20 protein-coding genes and 2 pseudogenes are annotated in these 22,335 nt (G+C 68.6%); 20 read left to right on the top strand and 2 right to left on the bottom strand.

The genetic code is table 11. The features are described 5' to 3' along the window. The first annotated feature begins 38 nt into the window (after positions 1 to 38). The 12 genes and pseudogenes from arc to QP029_RS10925 all read left to right on the top strand — a co-directional run bounded on the left by arc (position 39) and on the right by QP029_RS10925 (position 14,305). Entirely contained in the window at positions 39 to 1,553 is a 1,515-nt protein-coding gene (gene arc, locus QP029_RS10980) for a proteasome ATPase (RefSeq protein WP_284874331.1), read from the top strand. A 5-nt stretch (positions 1,554 to 1,558) separates the two neighbouring features. Next, positions 1,559 to 3,121: a depupylase/deamidase Dop gene (dop, locus tag QP029_RS10975; protein WP_284874330.1), complete on the top strand. Its 1,563-nt coding sequence runs from the start codon at positions 1,559 to 1,561 to the stop codon at positions 3,119 to 3,121. Positions 3,122 to 3,139: 18 nt separating this feature from the next. Beyond that, complete coding sequence (locus QP029_RS10970; RefSeq protein WP_284874329.1) at positions 3,140 to 3,328, top strand: ubiquitin-like protein Pup; 189 nt, start codon at positions 3,140 to 3,142, stop codon at positions 3,326 to 3,328. Positions 3,329 to 3,334: 6 nt separating this feature from the next. Continuing rightward, a pseudogene (gene pafA / locus QP029_RS10965) lies at positions 3,335 to 4,767 on the top strand (Pup--protein ligase). Then, positions 4,767 to 5,720: a helix-turn-helix transcriptional regulator gene (locus QP029_RS10960; protein ID WP_284874328.1), complete on the top strand. Its 954-nt coding sequence runs from the start codon at positions 4,767 to 4,769 to the stop codon at positions 5,718 to 5,720. Before pafA ends, QP029_RS10960 begins: the two are co-directional and overlap by 1 nt. A 1-nt stretch (position 5,721) precedes the next feature. Continuing rightward, positions 5,722 to 6,699, top strand: a complete 978-nt coding sequence (locus QP029_RS10955; RefSeq protein WP_284874327.1) for a helix-turn-helix transcriptional regulator — start codon at positions 5,722 to 5,724, stop codon at positions 6,697 to 6,699. Positions 6,700 to 6,751: 52 nt separating this feature from the next. Next, a complete protein-coding gene (tatA, locus tag QP029_RS10950; protein WP_284874326.1) occupies positions 6,752 to 7,153 on the top strand; it encodes a Sec-independent protein translocase subunit TatA in 402 nt (133 codons plus the stop codon). Positions 7,154 to 7,168: 15 nt separating this feature from the next. After that, positions 7,169 to 8,205, top strand: a pseudogene (gene tatC / locus QP029_RS10945) (twin-arginine translocase subunit TatC). Positions 8,206 to 8,243: 38 nt separating this feature from the next. Continuing rightward, positions 8,244 to 11,030 (top strand): DEAD/DEAH box helicase, encoded by a 2,787-nt coding sequence (locus QP029_RS10940; RefSeq protein WP_284874325.1) that lies wholly within the window; start codon positions 8,244 to 8,246, stop codon positions 11,028 to 11,030. Between the two features lie 635 nt (positions 11,031 to 11,665). After that, on the top strand, positions 11,666 to 12,784 hold the full coding sequence (locus tag QP029_RS10935) for a M24 family metallopeptidase (RefSeq protein WP_432418731.1): 1,119 nt from the start codon (positions 11,666 to 11,668) through the stop codon (positions 12,782 to 12,784). 4 nt (positions 12,785 to 12,788) lie between these two features. Further along, the gene (ygiD, locus tag QP029_RS10930) at positions 12,789 to 13,571 is read left to right on the top strand and encodes a 4,5-DOPA-extradiol-dioxygenase (protein WP_284874323.1); all 783 of its coding nucleotides are present in this window, start codon (positions 12,789 to 12,791) and stop codon (positions 13,569 to 13,571) included. 2 nt (positions 13,572 to 13,573) lie between these two features. Beyond that, entirely contained in the window at positions 13,574 to 14,305 is a 732-nt protein-coding gene (locus tag QP029_RS10925) for an SDR family oxidoreductase (RefSeq protein WP_284874322.1), read from the top strand. Positions 14,306 to 14,315: 10 nt separating this feature from the next. Here QP029_RS10925 and QP029_RS10920 read toward each other — a convergent pair whose 3' ends face one another. Next, a complete protein-coding gene (locus tag QP029_RS10920) occupies positions 14,316 to 14,975 on the bottom strand; it encodes a hypothetical protein (protein WP_284874321.1) in 660 nt (219 codons plus the stop codon). Positions 14,976 to 15,003: 28 nt separating this feature from the next. Between QP029_RS10920 and QP029_RS10915 the strand changes: the two genes are divergently transcribed. The 4 genes from QP029_RS10915 to QP029_RS10900 are packed head-to-tail and all read left to right on the top strand — an operon-like array spanning position 15,004 to position 19,275. Next, complete coding sequence (locus tag QP029_RS10915) at positions 15,004 to 16,323, top strand: lipase family protein (RefSeq protein WP_284874320.1); 1,320 nt, start codon at positions 15,004 to 15,006, stop codon at positions 16,321 to 16,323. A gap of 10 nt (positions 16,324 to 16,333) precedes the next feature. Next, positions 16,334 to 16,972, top strand: coding sequence for an FxsA family protein (locus QP029_RS10910; protein ID WP_284874319.1), 639 nt, complete (start codon positions 16,334 to 16,336; stop codon positions 16,970 to 16,972). After that, positions 16,908 to 18,416 carry an apolipoprotein N-acyltransferase gene (gene lnt, locus QP029_RS10905; RefSeq protein WP_284874318.1) on the top strand — a complete coding sequence of 503 codons (1,509 nt, stop codon included), beginning with the start codon at positions 16,908 to 16,910 and terminating at the stop codon, positions 18,414 to 18,416. Before QP029_RS10910 ends, lnt begins: the two co-directional genes overlap by 65 nt. Before the next feature lie 52 nt (positions 18,417 to 18,468). Further along, positions 18,469 to 19,275 carry a polyprenol monophosphomannose synthase gene (locus tag QP029_RS10900; RefSeq protein WP_284874317.1) on the top strand — a complete coding sequence of 269 codons (807 nt, stop codon included), beginning with the start codon at positions 18,469 to 18,471 and terminating at the stop codon, positions 19,273 to 19,275. Between the two features lie 20 nt (positions 19,276 to 19,295). On the opposite strand, the gene QP029_RS10895 is transcribed toward QP029_RS10900, so the two are convergent. Beyond that, complete coding sequence (locus QP029_RS10895) at positions 19,296 to 19,673, bottom strand: RNA polymerase-binding protein RbpA (RefSeq protein WP_284874316.1); 378 nt, start codon at positions 19,671 to 19,673, stop codon at positions 19,296 to 19,298. Between the two features lie 166 nt (positions 19,674 to 19,839). Between QP029_RS10895 and QP029_RS10890 the strand changes: the two genes are divergently transcribed. The 4 genes from QP029_RS10890 to QP029_RS10875 all read left to right on the top strand — a co-directional run bounded on the left by QP029_RS10890 (position 19,840) and on the right by QP029_RS10875 (position 22,315). After that, positions 19,840 to 20,169, top strand: a complete 330-nt coding sequence (locus tag QP029_RS10890) for a hypothetical protein (protein WP_284876233.1) — start codon at positions 19,840 to 19,842, stop codon at positions 20,167 to 20,169. Positions 20,170 to 20,176: 7 nt separating this feature from the next. Further along, positions 20,177 to 20,884 carry a YceI family protein gene (locus QP029_RS10885; RefSeq protein ID WP_284874315.1) on the top strand — a complete coding sequence of 236 codons (708 nt, stop codon included), beginning with the start codon at positions 20,177 to 20,179 and terminating at the stop codon, positions 20,882 to 20,884. Next, on the top strand, positions 20,881 to 21,063 hold the full coding sequence (locus QP029_RS10880) for a hypothetical protein (RefSeq protein WP_284874314.1): 183 nt from the start codon (positions 20,881 to 20,883) through the stop codon (positions 21,061 to 21,063). The genes QP029_RS10885 and QP029_RS10880 overlap by 4 nt, the downstream gene beginning before the upstream one ends. Positions 21,064 to 21,454: 391 nt before the next feature. Continuing rightward, complete coding sequence (locus tag QP029_RS10875; protein ID WP_284874313.1) at positions 21,455 to 22,315, top strand: PhzF family phenazine biosynthesis protein; 861 nt, start codon at positions 21,455 to 21,457, stop codon at positions 22,313 to 22,315. The last annotated feature ends 20 nt before the right edge of the window (positions 22,316 to 22,335 follow it).

Genomic DNA, 22,335 nt, shown 5'->3' with positions numbered 1-22,335 from the left:
AGATCGGCGCCCGAGGTGGTGCGGGTTACAGTTGGGGTATGGAACCCGACACCACCACCAGCCTCCGACGGGAGATCCAGACGCTGAGCAGCCGCAACGCGAAGCTCTCCCAGCTGCTCAAGGCCTCCCGTGACAAGCTCAAGGACCTGTCCGCCCAGGTTGATCTGCTGGCGGAGCCGGCGTCGACCTACGGGGTGTTCCTCGAGCACGGGGAGAAGGGTGCGGATGCGGAGGTGTTCACCGCCGGCCGGCACATGCGGCTGAAGGTGTCACCGAACGTCGACCCGGCGGAGCTGGTCCCGGGCACCCTGGTGCGGCTCGGCGACGGCACAATCGTCGTGGAGGCCTGCGGATTCACCACGACGGGTGAGTTGGCGATGGTCACCGAACGCATCGACCACACCCGTGCCCTGGTGAGCACGCACACCGGGGACGAGAAGCTCATCAGCCTCGCGGCGCCGCTCATCGACACCGCCCGGGCGGGGGACACCCTGCTCGTGGACACGAAGGCCGGGGTGGCGTTCGAGCGGATCCCCAAGACGGAGGTCTCCCAGCTCTCGTTGGAGGAGGTGCCGGACGTCACCTACGAGGACATCGGTGGGCTGGACGAGCAGATCGACCAGATCCGGGACGCCGTCGAGCTGCCGTTCTCCCATCCGGACCTCTACCGGCGCTATCAGCTGCACCCGCCCAAGGGTGTGCTGCTCTACGGGCCGCCGGGCTGCGGCAAGACGCTCATCGCCAAGGCGGTGGCCAACTCGTTGTCGGCCCGGGTGGGCGACGGTTCGGCCAGTTACTTCCTCAACGTCAAGGGCCCGGAACTGCTCAACAAGTTCGTCGGCGAGACGGAGCGTCGCATCCGGCTCATCTTCGAACGCGCCCGGGAGCTGGCGGGGGACGGCCGCCCGGTGATCATCTTCTTCGACGAGATGGAGTCCATCTTCCGCACCCGTGGGTCGGGTGTGTCCTCGGACATGGAGACCACCGTCGTCCCGCAGCTGCTCACGGAGCTCGACGGTGTGGAGAACCTCTCCAACGTCATCATCATCGGTGCGACCAACCGCGAGGAGCTCATCGACCCGGCGCTGCTGCGCCCGGGTCGCCTGGACGTGAAGATCCGGGTGCAGCGTCCCACCCGGGACGGTGCCCGGGACATCTTCCGCCGCTACCTCACCGAGGACGTGCCCCACGCCGCGGAGACGACGGAGCTGATCGAGGCGGGCGTCGAGAAGCTCTTTGAGCCCCGTGCCTACGTGGAGCTCACGCTCGTTGACGGGGAGACGGAGACGCTGTACTACTCGGACTTCGTGTCCGGGGCGATGATCGCCAACATCGTCGACCGGGCGAAGAAGCTGGCCATCAAGGACCATCTCGCCGGGGTGAGCGAGGCGGGCGTGACCGTCGCGCACATCCACGAGGCGGTCGCCGCCGAGCAGTTCGAGAGCGAGGACCTGCCCAACACCGCGAATCCGGACGAGTGGAGCCGGATCACCGGCCGACACGGCAAGCGTGTCGTCCAGGCCCGCGTGGTGGGTGAGGGTCGGTTAGGGTGACACTTATGACCAGATACATGGGCACTGAGACGGAGTACGGCATCTCGACCCCCTCGGATCCGGGGTTGAGCCCCATCGTCACCTCGACGCATGCGGTGGTCGCGTACGCCGCGATGAACACCGGCGCGCGCTCGCGGTGGGACTATGAGGAGGAGTCGCCGCTCAAGGACTCCCGCGGTTTCGACCTGCGCCGCTATCACACGGTCCCGGTCGTGGAGCCGGACGCGGTGGGCATCGCCAACGTGGTCACCGCCAACGGCGCGCGTTTCTACGTCGACCATGCGCACCCCGAGTACTCCTCGCCGGAGTGCTCGAACGCCTATGACGCGATGGTGTATGACGCCGCCGGCGACCTGGTCCTGCTCAAGGCCGCCGCCGACGTGCAGAGCCTGTACGAGGAGGGGGTGAGCATCCTCAAACACCATGACCCGTGCCCGCCGCTGAAGATCTACAAGAACAACGTCGACGGCAAGGGTGCGTCCTACGGCGCGCACGAGAACTATCAGTACTCGCGGAAGACAGACTTCGACGTGCTCACGCAGGCCCTCATCCCCTTCTTCGTCACCCGCAACATCATCATCGGTGCGGGCCGGCTCGGCATCGGCGAGGCGGGCGAGCAGGAGGGCTTCCAGATCTCCCAGCGGGCGGACTACTTCCACCAGGAGATCTCCCTGGAGACCACGCTCAACCGCGGCATCGTCAACACCCGCGACGAGCCGCACGCCAACGCCGTCCACTTCCGGCGCCTGCACACCATCGTCGGTGATGCGAACATGTCGCAGACCTCGACGTTCCTCAAGCTCGGCATGACCAAGCTGGTCATCGACGCCATCGAGGCCGGGGTCGACTTCTCCGATCTGCGGCTGACCGACCCTGTCGCGGAGATCAAGAACGTCTCCCACGACCTCACCCTCACCCACGAGCTCTCGCTTGCCGACGGCCGTCGGCTCACCGCCGGCGACATCCTGCGGGTCTACCTCGACCGCGTCGACCCGATCGACCAGGTCGACGAGCGGGTGATGACCCTGTGGGGCGAGGTCCTCGACCTGCTCGCCGACGACCCCATGACGACCACCCACCTGCTCGACTGGACCGCCAAATGGGCCCTGATCAAGGGCTACGTCGACCGGGGCGTGCCGCTGTCCGACCCGAAGCTCAAGCTCATCGACCTGCAGTACCACGACATCGACCCGACGAAGTCCCTGTACCACGCCCTGGTGCGCAAGGGCCGGATGCTCACGATGGCCTCCGAGGAGGAGATCGAGAACGCCGTGCTCACCCCGCCGGCCGACTCCCGTGCCTGGTTCCGTGGGGCGGTGTCCGCGAAGTTCGGTGAGGACGTCATCGCCGCCAGCTGGCAGACGATGATCCTCAAGGCCGGCGAGGGCACCGCTCGCCTGGCCACCAACGACGTCGACGGCATGACCCGCGAGACGGTGGGCGCCATCATCGACGACGCCTCGACCACCGAGGAGCTGCTCACCGGCCTCCAGGGGATCGGCGTGGAGCCCGCGCACTACGTCACCCACCACAACAAGAACCACATCAACAAGCCCCACCAGCACTAGTTGCAAGGAGAATCCATCATGACCGGACCCCAGACCCAGGTTTCCGCCGGCGGCGGCGACGACCACTCCGACGACCAGGCCGCCGCGGCGGGCCAGGCACAGCTCAACACCACCGGCACCGACGACCTGCTCGACGAGATCGACGGCCTGCTGGAGACCAACGCCGAGGAGTTCGTCCGCTCCTACGTCCAGAAGGGCGGGCAGTAGACCCCCATGACTGCACCTGAGTCGCCGGTGTTCGCCCGCCGCATCGTCGGCGTGGAGACGGAGTACGGCATCACCGCCGTGTCGAACGATCCGGGAAGCCACCTCACCCCGGACGAGATCGCCCGCTACCTGTTCCGCCCCATCGTGGCGCGCTACTCCAGCTCGAACATCTTCACCCCCAACGGCTCCCGTCTCTACCTCGACGTCGGCTCCCACCCGGAGATCGCCACCGCCGAGTGCGACAGCCTCACCCAGGTGCTCAACTACGACAGGGCCGGCGACCAGATGGTCGACGACCTCGCCCGCAACGCCGAACAGGCGCTGCTCGCCGACGGCCACGACGCCAAGGTGTTCCTGTTCAAGAACAACGTCGACTCCGTGGGCAACTCCTACGGCTGCCACGAGAACTACCTCGTCGGCCGTCAGCTGCCGCTGCGCAACCTGGGCAAGCAGCTGCTGCCGTTCATGGTCACCCGCCAGCTCATCTGCGGCGCCGGCATGATCGGCCGGGCCGGGGAGGCTTCCCGCCCGGGTTCCTCATCGCCCAGCGCTCGGACCAGGTGTGGGAGGGCATCTCCTCCGCCACGACCCGCTCGCGGCCGATCATCAACACCCGCGACGAACCGCACGGCGACTCCGAACGCTTCCGCCGCATGCACGTCATCGTCGGTGACTCCAACCTCGCCGAGCCGACCTTCGCCCTCAAGATCGGTTCCACCCTGCTCGTCCTCGAGATGATCGAGGCCGGCATCGGCCTGCCCGACTTCGAGCTGGAGAACCCGATCGCGCACATGCGCGACATCGCCCGCGACACCACCGGCTCCACCGAACTGATCCTCAAGGACGGCGGCACGGTCACCGCCCTCGAGGTGCAGGAGGCCATCTGCGCGGCCGCCACCTCCTGGCTGGACCAGCGCCCCGACGAGGGCACCCCGACCGAGGAACTGCGCCGGGTGGTCGACCTGTGGACCCGGCAGCTCGACGCCATCCGCACCCAGGACTTCTCGCAGGTGGACCGGGAGATCGACTGGGTGATCAAACGTAATCTTCTCGACCGCTACCGCGACCGCCTCGGCGAGGACTGGACCAACCCGCGCCTGGCACAGATCGACCTGACCTACCACGACATCCGCCCCGGCCGCGGGCTGTTCCCGCTGCTGCAGGCCAAGGGCCTGGTGGATCGGTGGACCACCGACGAGGACATCGCCGCCGCCGTGCTCGAACCCCCGGTGACCACCCGCGCGCACCTGCGCGGACGCTTCATCACCCACGCCGAACGCCTCGGCGCACCCATCACCACCGACTGGGTCCACCTCAAGGTCAACGAGCCCGAACCGCAGCTGGTGGAACTGTCCGACCCCTTCGCCGCCGTGGACTCCCGGGTCGACGACCTGCTCGACTACCTCGACGCCCACGCCGGAGAGTACGGGGAGCACTGATGCCGGCCGCCGAGCACGCCGTCCAGCGCCTGACCCGACTGGTCTTCGCGCTTCTCGACGCCGACCGTCAGGGCGGCCGCATGCTCACCCCCGCGTGGATCCGCACCCACGTCGACGGGTACCAGGACATCAGCGACGACGCCTTCCTCACCAAACTCCACCGCGACATCGACACCCTCGCCCGGGCCGGCGTCCCCCTGGAATCCCGGCAGTCCCGCGACGGGGAGGGCACGAGCTACCGCCTCCAGTCCGACCAGTACGAGCTGCCCGAGGTCACCTTCACCCCGGAGGAGGCCGCCGTCCTCGGACTCGCCGGTGAGATGGGGCAGACCAGTGAGCTCGGCGTGTTCGCCCGTTCCGGCTGGACCAAGCTCGCCGCCTCCGGGGTCAGCCGCGACCTGTCCCAGGCACCGGTGTTCGCCGCGGTCAACGACCTGACCTCCCTCTCACCCGCGGTACTCACCGACATCCTCACCATCGTCCGGGCCGGGTACCGGATGACCTTCGACTACGCCGCCACCCCGACCGCGGAGCCGGTGCGCCGGGTGATGGACCCGTGGGGTCTGGTCACCCTGCACGACCGGCTCTACCTCGTCGGACACGACATCGACCGGGACGCACCCCGGTCCTTCCGCATCCGCCGCATCAACAACGTCCGCGCCCGGCGGGAGAAGGCGACCCACCCCACGCCGCCGACGTCTCTGCAGCACATCGTCGAGGAGTCCCTGAGGTACGGCCGCCAACGCGTCGACGCCGTGCTCACCATTCCCGAGGGCACCGCGCACGAACTCGCCGCCGCCGGACACCGGCGGACAGACGGGCGAGTCGAGCTTGTCGACGTCGACCGGGACTGGCTCGCCCGCACCGCGGCCGGCTTCGCCCCGGCCGTCATCGTCCACGAGCCCGCGGACATCCGCCACGACATCGTCGAGCTGCTGAGGAAGGCCGACTGAGATGGCACGACACAAGGACTCCCCGGCGAAGATCGACACCCTCGTCCGCTCCCTCAACCTCATCCCGTACTTCCAGTCCCATCCGGACCGCACCGTCATGGAGGCGGCGAAGGACCTGGGACGCGACCCCGGCGAGCTGCTCGCTGACCTGCACCGGCTGTCCCTGTGCGGCGTCGGCTCCTGGCCCGAGGAACTCGTCGACCTCACCGCCGACTACCGCGAGGTCCGCATCACCAACTCCCAGGGCATGGACCGGGCACTGAGGCTGACCCCGACCGAGGCCGGAGCGCTGCTGCTCACCCTCGAATCCCTCGAGGGCATCCCCGGGCTCACCGACCGGGAGGCCGTCGTCTCCGCCGCGGCGAAACTGCGTTCCATCCTCGACCCCCGGGCCGTGGCGATCTTCGACTCCCTGGCCACCGACGACCCGGCCGAATCCACCGCTCAAGTCATCCTCCGGGAGGCCATGCAGTCCGACCGGCGGGTGCGGTTCACCTACCGTTCCGCCTCCTCCGACACCGAGACCGTCCGCACCGTCGACCCGGTGCGCATCTTCGTCAACGGCGGCGAGACCTACCTGGCCGGCTGGGAGGAGGCGTCCGGACGCCACAAGAACTTCCGCGCCGACCGGATGAGCGACATGACCGTCCTCGACGAGCAGGCCACCCCGCACCTCGACCGGATGCCCTTCGACGCCGACGACCCCTTCAGCTTCCGGACCGTCGCCGAGCACGCCCACCTTCTCGTACGTGCCGACGCCACCTGGCTCGCCGACTACTACCCCCTCGAGCTGGGTCAGGACCGGGGCGACGGGATGGTCGAGGCCCGCATGCCCGTCGGCTCCGCCGAGTGGTTCATCCGCTTCGTCATCGGCCAGTCCGACCGCCTCACCGTCACCGCGCCGGCCGACCTCGTCGAGCAGGTGCGCCACCGCGCGGAGGCCGGTCTCACCGCGTATGATGAACGGCCAGACCGGTAGTTCACCCGAACCACCAGCCCGTTGACACACCCGTCACACCCGAAAGGTCCCCATGCCCAACCTTGGTGCCACCGAGCTCATCATCATCGCCGTCGTCCTGGTCCTGCTCTTCGGGGCGAAGAAGCTCCCGGACGCGGCCCGTTCCATCGGCCGCTCCATGCGCATCTTCAAGTCCGAGGTCAAGGAGATGGGCAACGACGACCAGCCGCAGAACCAGCAGCCCCAGCAGGGACAGCTCGCCCCGGGCCAGCAGGGTTACTGGGACCAGCCGCAGAATCAGCCGAACCCGCAGTACCATTCCCCACAGCCGCCGCAGGCCGGCTCCACCCCGGCCGGGCAGCAGCCGCCGCAGCCGGGGTACCCACAGCCCCAGCAGCCCGGCAACCCGCCGGCCGGCTACCAGCAGCCGGGTAACCCGCAGGGCTACCAGGGCCCGCAGCAGTCGAACCAGTAGGCGGGCCACCCTCTGATGTCCGACACCACAGGCGTCAAGCGTTCCCGGCGATTCCTGGGCAGGAAGCCGGGCGCGAAGAAGGAGAAGTCCCCGACCGGGGACATGTCGCTCGTCGAGCACCTGCAGGAGCTGCGACGCCGCGTCATCATCTCCATCCTCGCCCTGGTGGGCGGCACCATCATCGGATTCCTCTGGTACCAGCACGGGGCCCTGGGACTGCCGCCGCTCGGTGAGATCCTCCGCGGACCCTACTGTTCGCTCCCGGCCGAACGCCGCGCCGACTTCTCCCACGACGGTGAATGCCGCCTGCTGGCGACCGCGCCGATGGAGATGTTCATGCTCCGCCTCAAGGTCGGTGCCCTGGCCGGCGCGGTGCTCTCCTCGCCGGTGTGGCTGTACCAGATCTGGGCCTTCATCGTCCCCGGCCTGCACAAGCAGGAGCGGCGGGCGACCTTCGTCTTCGTCACCCTCGCTGTCCTGCTGTTCACCGCCGGCGCTGTCCTGGCCTACTTCGTCGTCCACTTCGGCCTGGAGTTCCTCATGGGCATCGGCGACGAGTTCCAGGCCGCCGCCCTCACCGGTGAGCGCTACTACAACTTCCTGCTCGTTCTCCTGCTCATCTTCGGCGTGAGTTTCGAGGTCCCGCTCATCCTGGTCATGCTCAACATCGTGGGCGTCCTGGAGTACGCGACCATCAAGGACAAGCGACGGATCATCATCCTCGTCATCTTCATCTTCGCGGCGTTCATGACCCCGGGCCAGGACCCGGTGTCCATGGTCGCCCTGGCCGTCGCACTCACTCTGCTCGTCGAGATGGCGCTGCAGTTCGCCCGGTGGAACGACAAGCGCCGGCAGAAGCAGCGCCCGGAGTGGCTCGACCTGGACGATGAGGCGGCCTCACCGTTGTCCACCGGGCCCGGGGAGTGGACGCCCCGCAGCCGGTCGCCCCGGCTGCCCCGGTCGGCGAACCGACCCACCGAACCACCGGATCGGCCACCACCTCCCTCGACCAGGCCGCCCGCCGCCCGGGCACCTTCGACGACGTGCTGTAGCCCCGCTCACCACGCACGTTTTTCAGTAGCGTGGTGGCATGAACGAACAGGCCTACACGCATCTGGCGGAGTTCACCGCCGACCTCGGATTCCCGCTCGATGACTTCCAGATCGAGGGGTGCCGGGCCGTCGAGGAGGGCCACGGGGTCCTCGTGTGCGCGCCCACCGGCGCCGGCAAGACCATCGTCGGCGAGTTCGCGGTGTCCCTGGCCCTGTCCCGGGGCACCAAGTGCTTCTACACCACGCCGATCAAGGCGCTGAGCAACCAGAAGTACCACGACCTGGTGACCGCTCACGGTGAGGACGCCGTGGGGCTGCTCACCGGTGACGTGTCCATCAACAGCAACGCCGAAATCGTCGTCATGACCACCGAGGTCCTGCGCAACATGATCTACGCCGGGTCCTTCGCCCTCGACCGGCTCAGCCACGTGGTCATGGATGAGATCCACTACCTGGCGGACCTGTCTCGCGGCGCGGTGTGGGAGGAGGTCATCCTCAACCTCGACGAGTCGGTGAAGATCATCGGCCTGTCGGCCACCGTGTCCAACTCGGAGGAGTTCGGCAACTGGCTCACCACCGTCCGCGGTGACACCACGGTCATCGTCTCCGAGCACCGTCCCGTCCCGCTGGAGCAGTGGATGATGGTGGGCCGGAAGATCTTCCCGCTGTTCGAGCCGGGCACCGGGGGAGAGGTCAACCACGAGCTGGAACGTCGCATCGAACGCCTCGAGGCGGCCGACGCGTCGGAGGGGCGCGACGACTGGGAGTCCGGACGTGGGTTCCGGGCCCGGGCGGCGGGGCGTCGCTCGGGTGCGCAGCGGCCCGCGGACAAGCAGCGCCCGGTCGGCCGACCGGATGTCATCCGTCTGCTGCAGGGTCAGCAGATGCTGCCGGCCATCACGTTCATCTTCTCCCGGGCCGGCTGTGACGGCGCGATGTTCCAGTGCCTGCGCTCCAACCTGGTGCTCACCTCCCAGGAGGAGGGGGAGCGTATCGGGGAGATTGTCGACGCCGGGGTGGAGGGCATCCCGGAGGAGGACCTCCAGGTGCTGCAGTTCGCCCAGTGGAAAGGGGCGCTCAAGCGCGGTTTCGCGGCGCATCACGCGGGCATGCTGCCGGCCTTCAAGCACATCGTGGAGGACCTGTTCGTCCAGGGCCTGGTCCGGGCGGTGTTCGCCACCGAGACCCTCGCCCTGGGTATCAACATGCCGGCCCGCACGGTGGTGCTGGAGAAGCTGGTGAAGTTCAACGGTGAGGCCCACGTGGAACTGACCCCGGGCCAGTACACGCAGCTGACCGGCCGGGCGGGCCGACGAGGTATCGACGTCATCGGCCACGCCGTGGTCCAGTGGGCGCCGGCCATGGACCCGCGCGCTGTGGCGGGCCTGGCGTCGACGCGGACCTATCCGCTCATCTCCACCTTCGCCCCCGGTTACAACATGGCCGTCAACCTTCTCAACATGATCGGTTTCGAGCCCTCCCTGCGTCTGCTGGAGAAGTCCTTCGCGCAGTACCAGGCCGACGGTTCCGTCGTCGATGAGATCCGGGAGATCGAGCGCGCCGAGCACCGCGTCCGAGAGCTGCGCCTGCAGCTCAACCGGGACATCGCCACGTTCAATCCGCCCGCAGCTGACGGGGAGGACGCGGCCGAGCTGCTCATGGAGTACATGCGCCTGCGCCGCGAACTCAGCGACGAGGAGAAGTCCGCGCGCCAGCATTCGCTCCAGCAGCGTGCGGAGGAGACCGCCACCATCTTGGGCAAACTCCAGCTCGGCGACGTCATCGCCATCCCGGGCCGCAAACACCCGGTACTGGCCGTGGTGGTCACCCCGGCCAACCAGATGCGCGATCCCCGCCCATGGGTGACCACCGAGCAGGGCTGGTCCGGGCGTATCGACGCCGCCGGGTTCCAGAATCCCCCCATCGTCCTGGGGCACATGCGCGTGCCCCGCAACGTGACCAAAGCGCCGCGCAAGAACACCCGGTATGTGGTTCAGCAGTTCCAGCGTCACAGCTTCGGTCGGCCGAAGAAGATGAAGCAGTCCGCCCGCGTCCGCGACTCGAAGAAGGTCATCGCCCTGCGGGAGGCACTGCGCAACCACCCGGTGCATTCCTGGCCGTCCACCGACCGGGAGCAGCTGGCCCGGGTGGGGGAGAAGCTCGCCCGCCGCGAGCGCGATCTGCACCGCCTGGAGACCCGGGTGGAACGAGCCACCGACACCCTGGGCAAGCACTTCGAGCGCATCATCGGGCTCCTGTCGGAGATGGACTACGTGGAGTTCGAGGGCACCGGTGCCGACCGCGTGCCGGTGATCACCGACGAGGGTGAGCGTCTGGCCCAGATCCACAACGAATCCGACCTGCTGGTCGCGCAGTGCCTGCGGCGTGGCATCTGGAACGAGCTGGACCCGGCGGAACTGGCCGGCGTGGTGTCCATGTGCACCTTCGAGAACCGCAAGGCCACCGGCGGGGAGGCCCAGGCGGCCACCGAACGGATGGCCACGGCGATGGATGCGACGACGAGCATCTGGACGGAACTGGCCGCCGACGAGCGCCGCCACAACCTGCCCGTCACCCGCGAACCGGAGGCGGGGTTCGCCCTGGCGATCCACCAGTGGGCCGCCGGTGCACCGCTCGGCTACAGCCTGGCGGCGTCCGCCGACTCGGGTGCGGAGATGACCCCGGGTGATTTCGTCCGCTGGTGCCGGCAGGTCATCGACCTGCTCGAGCAGGTGGCCAAGACCGGTTACACCGACGAGGTCCGGGGCACTGCCCGCCGGTCGATCGACGCGATCCGTCGGGGTGTGGTGGCCATCGGCAGTTAGTAGCGGTCCCGCAGGGCGTCGATGGCGGAGGTGATCTGGCGGTGGTAGGGCGCGACCTGCTGGATCGTGGCGATACGCAGGTTCTTCCCGAAGGGGTCGGTGATGAGCGACTGCACGCCGACGACCTCGCCGTCGACGATGACCGGCCCGCCGGAATCCCCCGGACCGCGGGCGGGTTGTTGTAGATCAGGGCGCCGGAGCGGACGACGGTGGCCAGGTTCCGGGAGAACCCGAAGGGGGTGTACCCGACCACCCGGCCGTATCGCTCCTGCGGGGAGAGGTAGCTTCCCCCGAAGCCCCGGGTGAGGGTGCGGGCGAGGAAGGGGGCACGGGACGTCGATACGCGCGGCAGATCCTTGGGCGGGGAGAGCCGGTCGAGGCGGACCACGGCGAGATCCGTCAGCGGGATGGTCACCGCACCCAGGACGGTGGCGTGGAAGTTGGCGCCGCCGACCTTGAGGGGAGCCTCCTTCTCCCGGAAGAAGTGCGCGCAGGTCAGCGCGAACTCGGTGCGGGTCTTGAGGGCGGCGTCGAGGTCGGGACTGATGAGCACACCGGAGCAGTAGGTGCGGCCGGCGGCGATGCGCAGGGTGAAGGAGGTGGACACGCGGCCCAGGCTACCGGGCTTCTCTACCATGGCGGGCATGGCTGAACTGTTCTCCCCCGATGTCTACGCCCGTCGCCTCACCGATGCCGCCGTGCTGGCGGCCCGGGCCGGGTTGGCCGGTCTCATCGTCGGCTCCGGCCCGGAGCTGGCGTACCTCACCGGGTCCTGGGTCTCCTCCCACGAACGGCTCACCGCGCTCGTCGTGCCCGCCCACGGCACACCCCGGCTGGTGGTCCCGGCCACCGACGCCGGGGATCTCGCCGATTCCGCGGTGCCGGAGCTGAACATCGAGGTTTCCGGCTGGGTCGACGGCGACGACGCCCACGCTCTCGCCGTCGCCGCGCTACCCGCCGGCCCGGTGGCGCTGGGGTCGAGCCTGACCACGCTGCACGTCCTGCGCCTTCAGGAGCTGGTGGGTGCCCCGACAGTGCCCGCCGCGACCACCCTGTCCGAGCTGTTCATGCGCAAGGACCCCGCGGAGATCGACCAGCTGCGGCGTGCAGCCCACGCCATTGACGCGGTCCACGCGCGCGTGCCCTCGCTCCTGCGGGAAGGACGCACCGAAGCGGAGGTGGCCGCCGAGGTCGACGCCCTCATCCTGGACGGGCACGACTCGGTGGACTTCGTCATCGTCGGTTCCGGCGCCAACGGCGCGAACCCGCACCACAGCTTCTCTGACCGTCAGCTCACGCGTGGCGACGTCGTCGTGGTCGACCTCGGCGGCACCCTCGGCCCCGGTTACCACTCCGACTCCACCCGCACCTACGTCGTCGGCGGGGCGGGGGAGGCCGACCCGGAGGTGGTCGGCGCCTACGAGGTACTGCACCGCGCGCATGCGGCGGCGGTGGCGGCGGTGCGGCCGGGGGTGACGGCGGCGTCGATAGACGCGGCAGCGCGCGAGGCGATCACGGACGCCGGGTACGGCGAGCTGTTCATCCACCGCACCGGCCACGGCATCGGCCTGTCCACCCACGAGGAACCGTTCATCATGGCCGGCAACGATCTCGTCCTCGAGGAGGGGATGTGCTTCTCCATTGAGCCGGGCATCTACCGGTCCGGGCGGTGGGGGATGCGGCTGGAGGACATCGTCACCGTCACCGCCGACGGCGTCGAACTGTTGACGCGTCAACCACGTGAGCTACACTAAGCCCATGAACACGACAGCCCTGTTCGTCGGCCACGGCTCACCGATGAACGCCCTCGAGGACAACGACTTCACCCGCACCTGGTCCGACCTGGGCGACAGCATCACCCCCTCGGCACCGCGGGCCATCCTCTCGGTCTCCGCACACTGGTACACCCGCGGCACCGGCGTCACCGCGATGACCAACCCGCGCACCATCCACGACTTCTGGGGCTTCCCGCCCGAGCTGTCCGCCGTCTCCTACGACGCCCCCGGTGACCCCGAGATCGCTGAACTGGTCCGCGACGTGGCCAAACCCACCCTGGTCCACAACGACCAGGAGTGGGGACTGGACCACGGCACCTGGTCCGTGCTCAAGCACATGTTCCCCGACGCCTCCATCCCGGTGGTCCAGCTGTCCATCGACGGCACGAAACCGCTGTCCGAGCATCTCGACCTGGGCACCCGCCTGGCGCGGCTGGCCACCGAGCATGACGTGCTCATCGTCGGCTCCGGCAACGTCGTCCACAACCTCTCCATGGTCGACTGGACGGCCGGGAACACCGGCACCGCCTGGGCCGACAGCTTCGACGAGGCCGCCCGGGACATCATGCTGTCTGATCCCTCCCGCCTGGAGACCCTCACCGAGCACCCCGGATTCACCCGGGCCGTGCCCACCCCGGACCACTTTCTGCCCCTGGCCTACATCGCCGGCGTCACCGCCGCCCTCGGTTCCACGGAGGTGGGCGTGTTCAACGAACAGCGCACCATGGGCTCGCTGTCGATGACGGGATATCAGGTAGCCTCCTGAGCATGAACGGCATCCTTCTGCTCGGTGGACACAGCGACATCGGCGGCGACCTGCTCACCCGACTGTGCGCCGGACGCCCGGTCGTCCTCGCCGCCCGCCGCGCCTGGACCCTGACCGAGGTCGCCGAACGCGCCACGGCCGCCGGCGCCACCGAGGTCCACACCCTCGACTTCGAGGCCACCGACCTCGCGTCGCACCGCGCGCTGGTGGACCGGGCGGCAGATCTGACCGGGGGACTGGGCACCGCGATCGTCGCCTTCGGCATCCTCGGCGAGCAGCGTCGCGCGGAGACGGATGAGGCCCACGCCGTGGAGATCGCCACCGTCGACTACACCGCCCAGGTGAGCATGCTCACCATCCTCGCCGACACCATGACCCGTGGGGAGATCATCGCGTTCTCCTCCATCGCCGGCTGGCGGGCCAGGCGCGCCAACTACGTCTACGGCTCCACCAAGGCCGGCCTCGACGCCTTCTGCCAGGGCCTGGCCGACCGCCTGCACGGCACCCCGCTGCGGCTGATCACCGCCCGGCCCGGCTTCGTCATCGGCTCCATGACCGAGGGCATGGACCCGGCCCCCATGTCGGTCACCCCGGCGGAGGTGGCCGACGCCGTGGCCACCGAGATCACCGACGGCAAGGGGAGTACCACCCTGTGGATCCCCCGACGCCTCCGCCTGCTCGCGTGGATCATGGCCGCCGTGCCACGGCCGATCTGGCGGAAAATGCCCCGCTGATCTCCGCCGGCTACCGGGCGGTGACCTCATACTCTCCGTCGCCGGTGGCCAGGTACTCCACGTGGGCCCCGGCGGGCCTGCCGCAGGCGTGGGCGCAACCGACGACATGCACCCGTTGATCCGCGGGGATAGCCCCGGTGTGCACCGCCTGCGTGGCGTCGGCGTGGACGTCCGAGACCGCCAGGTGGCAGGCCTGACAGGCGGTGACCGCCAGCCAGGGGGAGGCGGCGTCGAAGACCAGGCCCAGGGGAGCGAGCACCCGCACCACCTGTTCCGCCACTCCGTCTGACAGGCCGATCATGGTCACCGTCGCCGCACCTACCTGCACCTCGCAGCCGATGACGTCGAGCATGCGGGCCACCTGGGCCGTCAGCCGCCCCAGCCGTAGACCGGCCCCCAGATCCACCAGTTCGTCCGACCGCTCGTGCCAGCCGATGGAGGAGTCCGACACCCCGTCACCGTGGTCCGCGCTCAGCCGGGACACCCGCTCGCCCAGTCCCACCGGGTCGCTGACCCCGGCGAAGCCGATCACGCCGGGAACGAGGAGATGGAGGTGGCCGTCGGCGAGGTCGTCGGCGGCGTCGGCAAGCAGGGCGAGGTCGCCGGGACGCAGGACGTGGGGGACGGGGACATCCACGAGCTCTGGGACATGCGCTGGTACCTCGGTCATAGGAGCGCATTCTAGTTAGAGTGGGGCAATGCGCTTCACCAGGACCCCGGGACCCGCCGTGCACCGTGCCGGTCTGCGCTCCACGCTGTTCCGCACGCTCGCCCCGCTGGCGCACGAATCGGCGCAGCGCAACGTCCGGCGCCTGGCCGGGCGCACCCGTCCGCCGACGCGGGCAGGGGAGAACCCCGCCTGGGAGGGCGAGCCGGGTTTCGGTGACGCGACATGGGTCCTCGGGCAGGACGCCGGCACCCTGCTCAAGTCCACGCCGATGTGGCTGCTGGGGACGCGGGGGCGGCTCAACCCCGCCACCGCGTACCGGATCGAGTACGTCACCACCGACGCCCGGGAACGCGCCATCACCGCCACCGGTGCCTACTTCCACTCGCACAGCCCGTGGCGGGGCGGTGCCCGGCCCGTCATCGCGTTCGCCCCCTCGACGCAGGGGGTGGCCCAGCACTGCGACCCCTCCTACACGTGCACGGTGGGCACCAACGTGTTCCTCACCCGGCCGTACGACGCCATCGCGGCGTACGAGCTGCCGGTGATCAACCTCTTCCTCGCCGCCGGCTGCCACGTCGTGCTCACCGACTACCCCCGCGACCCGGACCTGGAGCTCCAGCTCTACTGCGATCACCCCTCCGGTGCCCGCGCGCTTGTCGACGCCGTCCGCGCCGCCCGCCACCTCGGCCTCCCGGCCGACGCGCCCCTCGGGTTCTGGGGCTTCTCCCAGGGCGGCGGCACCGTCGGGACGGCGCTGGAACGCACCGACTACGCCCCGGACGTCACCCCCTCCGCCGCGGTCGTGGGGGCACCACCCGCCCAACTGGACGCGGTCCTGCGCCACGCCGACGGCACCCTGGTCACCGGGGTCATCGCCTACGCCACGGCCGGACTCATGGTCACCTCCCCGGAGATCCGCGATGAGATCCTCGCCGTCCTGACCAAGGACGGCCTCCGCACCCTCGTGGACAATCTCACCACCTGCGCCGGTGGTTCCCTGCTCGCCTCTGGGTGGCGTTCCACCGCCTCATGGACCCGGTCCGGGATGCCCCTCGGCGCGATCCTCGACGACCTGCCCGCCGTCGACGACGAGTTCGCCCGCCGCCGCCTCGGCCAGGGCGCCCCGGACGTCCCTGTCCTCCTGTGGGGCTCCACCCACGACGACGTCATCCCCATCGGCCCCGTCCGCCAGCTGCAGATCGACTGGCAGCGACAGGGCGCGGACGTCACCTGGCGGGAGAACCGCTTCCCCCGGGTTCCCGGGCGCACCGGCCTCAACCACTTCGGGCCCTACTACCGCACGCTCACCGACGATGTCGGGTGGTTGCTCGACCTGCTGCGCCGGTAGGGTGGCAGACGTGCCTTTTCTACTCGCAGTCGTCCCGTACCTGCTGATCGAGGCGGTGACCTTCTGGGCCGTCGCCACCTGGATCGGCGTCGGCTGGGCCCTGCTCACCGTGTTCATCCTCATGGCCGTGGGCATTGTCGCCGCCGGCGTGGAGATGCAGCGCGTCGGCCGGTCCGCCGCCGCCCGCCGGATCACCCCCGGCCGCATGGCCGGTGACTACGGCCTGCTCACCGTCGGCGCCATCCTCGCCGGCCTGCCCGGCATCGCATCCTCCGTCCTCGGACTGCTGCTCATCTTCCCGCCCTCCCGGGCCATCGCCCGGAAGGTCCTGGCGAAGAAGCTGGTCAAGAGCGTCGAGGACTTCGGCGTCCGCAGCTTCGAGGCCACCAACGCCTACCGCACCGGCGCCAGCTACGGCACCTTCGGCGACCCCGAGGAAGCCCATCCGGCGGTGGATCCGACAGCTCCGGTTCCCGGGGCACGATCATCGACGAGGACGAGATCGACGAATGGACCCGCACCCTGCGCCCGGAGGACTTCCGGGACCCGGGCGATGACCGGGGTGACACTCCCGGTGGGAAGCGGTGATCCTGCTTCTCCGGTTGCTGCTTGCCGCGGCATCCGGCCTGCTCGTCTTCGCCTCCAATGAGCCGCTCGGCTGGTGGATCGCCGGCATCGTGGCCATGGGCCTGCTCTATGTCGCGCTCATGCCGTGGGGGCGGCGACCCGGCCCCGGGATGTGGTCGGGCGCGCTCATCGGATTCCTCCAGGCCCTGGTGGCCTACCTGCTGCTGTTGCCGTGGATTGGCGAGTTCGTGGGGAATCTGCCGTACATCGCCCTCGCGGTCGTGTGTGCGCTCTACGCACTGGCCACCGGCGCCGGGGGAGTGGCCATCGCCCGCTGGCGGTTTGGTTTCCTCGCCTTCCCCTTCTTCTACCTGCTCGTCGAATGGGCCCGCAGTTCCTTCCCCTTCGGCGGATTCTCCTGGGTCCGGCTGGCCTGGGGCCAGGTCAACGGCCCCCTGGCCAACCTCGCCGTGTGGGGTGGCCCCGCGCTAGTGACCTTCGCCGCGGTGCTCGTCGGCGCCGCCCTGGTCGGTCTGGCGTTCCGCCGCACCCGCTGGGTGGCCCTCTCAGCCGCCCTACTGCCGCTGGCCGCTGGTCTGATCACCGGTCTGACCGTGGTCAACCGCGATGAACCGACAGTCGGCGAGGTCGAGGTCGCCGCCATCCAGGGCAACGTCCCCCGCATGGGGCTCGACTTCAACGCCCAGCGGCGCGCCGTCCTGGCCAACCACGCCCGCGTCACCGAATCGCTGGAAGCCACCCCGGACATCGTCATCTGGCCGGAGAACTCCTCCGACGTCAACCCCTTCACCGACCCGCAGGCCCGCGCGCTTATCGACGCCGCCGTGGCCGACGTCGGCGCCCCCGTCCTGGTGGGCACCATCACCCGCGACGAGGTGGGACCGCGCAACACCATGGTCGTCTTCGACCCGGAGAGCGGGCCCGCCACCGACCCGGACGGCTACCACCACAAGCACTTCCTCCAGCCCTTCGGCGAGTACATGCCCATGCGCGAGTTCTTCCGCCTGTTCTCCCCGTATGTGGACCAGGCGGGCAACTTCCAGCCCGGTGAACGCGACTTCACCGTCGACATCGGCGACATCGTCCTCGGTGTGGCCACCTGCTACGAGGTAGCCTTCGACCCCGCCTACCGCGACGCCGTCCTCGACGGGGCTCAGCTGCTGAGCACCCCGACCAACAACGCCACCTTCGGCTTCACCGACATGACCTACCAGCAGCTGGCCATGAGCCGCATGCGGGCCATCGAGGTCGACCGGGCGCTCGTCGTGGCCGCCACCTCCGGGGTCTCGGCGATCGTCCATCCGGACGGATCCGTCTCCCAGCGCACCGGCATCTTCGAGGCAGGTACCCTCGTGGAGACCCTGCCGTTGCGGGACTCCATCACGTTCGCCGCCCGGTACGGTTTCGTCGTGCAGTTGGCGCTGATTATTATTGGTGGCGTTCTGGCTGTCGCAGCCGTTGTCACCACCTCTGCATTCCCGGCGTCGCGGACCAGGCGACGTTGACCCTGTCCCGGCCCGGCCCACCGCCGGCCGGTGCCTCACCTAGGAGAACTACTTGAACAAGCCCAGTGACGCGACTCTGGTGATCATCCCGACCTACAACGAGCTGGAGAACCTCCCACTCATCGTCGGCCGGGTGCGTGAGGCCACCCCGGAGGTCGACATCCTCGTCGTCGACGACAACAGCCCCGACGGCACCGGTGACAAGGCCGACGAGCTCGCCGCCGGCGACGGCCACATCAATGTCCTGCACCGCGAGGGCAAGGGCGGCCTGCTGGGCGCCTACCTCGCCGGCTTCGAGTGGGGCCTGGAGCGCGACTACGCCGTCCTGTGCGAGATGGACGCCGACGGCTCCCACGCCCCGGAACAGCTGCACCTGCTGCTGTCCGAGATCGACGCGGGCGCTGACCTGGTCATCGGTTCCCGCTACATCGACGGCGGCAAGGTGGTCAACTGGCCGAAGAAGCGCTGGATCCTGTCCAAGGGCGGCAACATGTACATCTCGCTCGCTCTCGGTGCCGGCCTGTCCGACATGACCGCCGGGTACCGCGCCATCCGCCGCGAGGTCCTCGAGGCCCTCGACTTCGCAGAGCTCTCCGACGCCGGTTACATCTTCCAGGTCGACCTTGCCCGTCGTGCCGTCACCGAGGGGTTCGACGTCCGCGAGGTGCCCATCACCTTCACCGAGCGTGAGATCGGCGAGTCCAAGCTCGACGGCAGCTTTGTCAAGGACTCCCTGCTCGAGGTCACCCGCTGGGGTGTCACCCACCGCGTCGGCCAGGCTACCGAGCTGGCCAAGGAATTGAAAAAGCTTGCGGCGCACGAACTGAAGTCCATGCGCCGCAAGCGGTCCCGCCAGTAACCGGCGGGCGGGGAGAGGGGCTACTCAGCCTGCTGGGCCTGCTGCTCCTTGAGCAGACGGGCTGCGGAACGGCGGCGCTTACGCAGCTGCTCCACCCGCTCCTCGAGGAGCACATCCAGCTCCTCGATGGAGCGGCGCTCCCGCAGCATGTCCCAGTGGGTACGCGGCGGCTTGGTCGGCTTGGACTCCACGCCCTCGCCCTCGACGAGGGTGCCGAGCTGGCCGTTCTTGCACATCCACTCCTCGGGGATCTCGGCGTCCTCCGCGAAGGGGACGTCGAAGATCTCTCCGCTCTCGGTGCGGTACTTGACCATCTGGCGCGGAGCGAGATCATGGTCACGGTCAGTTTCGTAGCTGACAGCGCCCATGCGGCTGCCGCGGAGTACGCGATCTGCCATGCGGCATCATCCTTTTCGTTGCAATACGGGGGAAGCGGGCCCGATGACCGAGTCTCCGCTTCGCGTGTAGACGTACCAGTATAACGGACGGGTGCACGGAAATGTTCCCGCCCTCGAGCAGCCTCCGGCGGAGCAACGGCGATGGACTAGGGTAGGTCACGTGACGATATCCCGAACCGTTTCCGCACCGACCTGTGCGTGGTGCGGCAAGGAACTGGCCGTCTCCGGGCGGGGGAGGCCCCGGAAATACTGCAGCCAGTCCTGCAAACAACGCGCCTACGAGCAACGACACAATGTCACGGGTACCAGTATTCCGCAGGAAGCGGTTATCATTCACCCAGACCGCGCCGCAGCTCTGCGGGACTCCCTGTTCGAGCTGCGGTGCGCCGCTGAGGACATAGCCACCGCGACGTCGGAAGGCGCCGAGCCGGACGAGGTCCGTGACCTGTGCAATGAACTGGTCACCCTCGCTCGGGCGATCGAGAAGTTGAGGTAGAAACGCAATGCCGCAGAACAAGCCCGGCGTGAACAAGATGGTCATTGCCGTGTTCATCGTGCTCATCGTCATCCTGGCCCTGGTCGCCGTCGTGCCGATGATCGCCTCCATGGTCATGGGGCCCGGCGTGCGCACCGAGGGCCTGTCCGCAGAGGACGCAGAGCCGGCGACCACCGACCTCAACGGCGAGTGGCAGGTCGCCCGCATCCGGGACGAGAACACCACCTCCGTCGGCTTCACCTTCTTCGAGATTCTCCCGGGCGAGCGTAAGCACACCTCAGGCTCCACCCAGAACGTCGAGGGTTTCGCGGAGATCGAGGGCGGCAGCCTCACCGCCGGCGAAGTCGTCGTCGACATGGCCTCGGTGTCCACCGACAATGAACGCCGCGACATCAACGTCCGCAACAAGATCCTCAGCATCGACGAGTACCCGACGGCGACGTTCACCATCACCGAGCCTGCCGACGTCTCCGCAGTCCCGGACGACGGCACCGTCGGCACAGTGACCCTCACCGGTGACCTCGAGGTCCGCGGTGTCTCCAAGCCTGTCACCCATGAGTTCGATGTCCTGCGCGACGGCGAGCACGTCATCGTCGCCGGCGACATCCCGATCAACCGCCACGAGTACGGTGTGGAGTCCCCGGATTTCGTCGCCGCGTCCATCGACGATGAAGGCGAGCTGAACATCCGGCTGTCTCTGGAGAAGACGGAATGATCGCCTCCCGGATGATCCCGGCGATCTGGTTCCGTCTCGTCGTCCTCATCGGCTTCGTCGCGTTCATGATCTATCAGGGGATGTGGATCTTCGGCGTCATCACCGGTCTGCTCATCGCGTTGACCGTCTGGCAGTTGGTGTACGCGTACCGGGAGCGGGCCCGGGAACGCGATCTTTAACGTCACAGTGACTAATTAAATCCATTCACGGGGTTGGGGAGAAGGGGCCTTCTGGGGCCGGGATTCGGACTTTGATGCCGTCGGCCGAACGTCAGCGCCTTGCCTGACCCGTGAGGGCACCACAGGACAGGCGGTCTGCGACCGGGACGACGGAGCATCAGGCGGCCGGACATGACGACGACAACGGGCCCACGGCCGAACGTCCACGAAACGACGGCAACGAACCCAGATTCATCACCGAAGCGTGTGCACTTGGGCGGAGCCGTCAGCAGGCCACTGCCGCCGGCCAGGCCGACTTTCCCTAGTGTCCGATAATGTACATTATGTCATTTAAGGTTGGGCTGGTTCTCCCCTCCGTCACACATCGCCGACAGAACCTACACTGGCCCGCATGCATCTCGACATCGCCCAGTACGACTCCTTCACCGACACGGTCTTCGGCGGCAACCCCGCGGCCGTCGTGGTGCTGCCGCGCTGGCTGGACGTGGCCACGCTCCAGAACATCGCCGCGGAGAACAATCTCTCGGAGACGGCCTTTCTCGTCGCAGAGCTTCCCACCGGAGCGGTCACTCCGCCCTCGGATGCCCCGGCCTACCACCTGAAGTGGTTCACGCCGACCACGGAAATCGAGCTGTGTGGACACGGGACACTCGCGGCGGCGGCCCATCTGTTCGCCACCGCCCATCCCGAGGCGCAGCGCCTGGAGTTCTGGACGCTGTCCGGCTGGTTGAGTGTCACCCGTGACGGCGACCTCTACACCCTCGACTTCCCTGCCGACCATCCGGCCGAGCTTCCCGAGGCTGACGCGGACGCCTTCGCTGCGGCCCTGGTCATCGACCGGGACCACATCGTGGAGATCCGCAAGGGCAGCTCCAAGCACGTCGTCGTCGTGGACTCCCCTGACCTGGTCAGATCCGTTCGTCCTGACTTCGGAAAGATCGCTGACCTGGTCGAACACGGGATCATCCTCACCGCCGACGCCTCCGGTGACGGGTCGGACCATGACATCGTCTCCCGGTGCTTCGCCCCCGGCGTCGGCATCGACGAGGACCCGGTCACCGGTTCCGCCCACACCGTCGTCGGCCCCTACTGGATGGACCAGCTCGGCCGGACGACGTTGTCCGCGTTCCAGGCCTCGGCCCGGGGCGGACGGCTGGAGCTGGAACAACGCGACGACCGGGTGCTCATCTCAGGCCACGTCGCGCTCTATCTCACCGGCACCATCACCGTCCCTGACACCCACCTCAACTGACACCGACACCTAAGGACTAC

Source organism: Corynebacterium suedekumii (assembly GCF_030252185.1).
GTDB lineage: Bacteria > Actinomycetota > Actinomycetes > Mycobacteriales > Mycobacteriaceae > Corynebacterium > Corynebacterium suedekumii.
Note: the sequence above shows the minus strand (reverse complement) of the source record. Positions and strands in the feature narration are given on the sequence as shown.

Excerpts from the sequence above, each read along its gene's own strand:
- arc (WP_284874331.1), top strand. The coding sequence starts at position 39 with ATGGAACCCGACACCACCACCAGCCTCCGACGGGAGATCCAGACGCTG.
- dop (WP_284874330.1), top strand. The coding sequence starts at position 1,559 with ATGACCAGATACATGGGCACTGAGACGGAGTACGGCATCTCGACCCCC.
- QP029_RS10970 (WP_284874329.1), top strand. The coding sequence starts at position 3,140 with ATGACCGGACCCCAGACCCAGGTTTCCGCCGGCGGCGGCGACGACCAC.
- QP029_RS10960 (WP_284874328.1), top strand. The coding sequence starts at position 4,767 with ATGCCGGCCGCCGAGCACGCCGTCCAGCGCCTGACCCGACTGGTCTTC.
- QP029_RS10955 (WP_284874327.1), top strand. The coding sequence starts at position 5,722 with ATGGCACGACACAAGGACTCCCCGGCGAAGATCGACACCCTCGTCCGC.
- tatA (WP_284874326.1), top strand. The coding sequence starts at position 6,752 with ATGCCCAACCTTGGTGCCACCGAGCTCATCATCATCGCCGTCGTCCTG.
- QP029_RS10940 (WP_284874325.1), top strand. The coding sequence starts at position 8,244 with ATGAACGAACAGGCCTACACGCATCTGGCGGAGTTCACCGCCGACCTC.
- QP029_RS10935 (WP_432418731.1), top strand. The coding sequence starts at position 11,666 with ATGGCGGGCATGGCTGAACTGTTCTCCCCCGATGTCTACGCCCGTCGC.
- ygiD (WP_284874323.1), top strand. The coding sequence starts at position 12,789 with ATGAACACGACAGCCCTGTTCGTCGGCCACGGCTCACCGATGAACGCC.
- QP029_RS10925 (WP_284874322.1), top strand. The coding sequence starts at position 13,574 with ATGAACGGCATCCTTCTGCTCGGTGGACACAGCGACATCGGCGGCGAC.
- QP029_RS10920 (WP_284874321.1), bottom strand. The coding sequence starts at position 14,975 with ATGACCGAGGTACCAGCGCATGTCCCAGAGCTCGTGGATGTCCCCGTC.
- QP029_RS10915 (WP_284874320.1), top strand. The coding sequence starts at position 15,004 with ATGCGCTTCACCAGGACCCCGGGACCCGCCGTGCACCGTGCCGGTCTG.
- QP029_RS10895 (WP_284874316.1), bottom strand. The coding sequence starts at position 19,673 with ATGGCAGATCGCGTACTCCGCGGCAGCCGCATGGGCGCTGTCAGCTAC.
- QP029_RS10885 (WP_284874315.1), top strand. The coding sequence starts at position 20,177 with ATGCCGCAGAACAAGCCCGGCGTGAACAAGATGGTCATTGCCGTGTTC.
- QP029_RS10880 (WP_284874314.1), top strand. The coding sequence starts at position 20,881 with ATGATCGCCTCCCGGATGATCCCGGCGATCTGGTTCCGTCTCGTCGTC.
- QP029_RS10875 (WP_284874313.1), top strand. The coding sequence starts at position 21,455 with ATGCATCTCGACATCGCCCAGTACGACTCCTTCACCGACACGGTCTTC.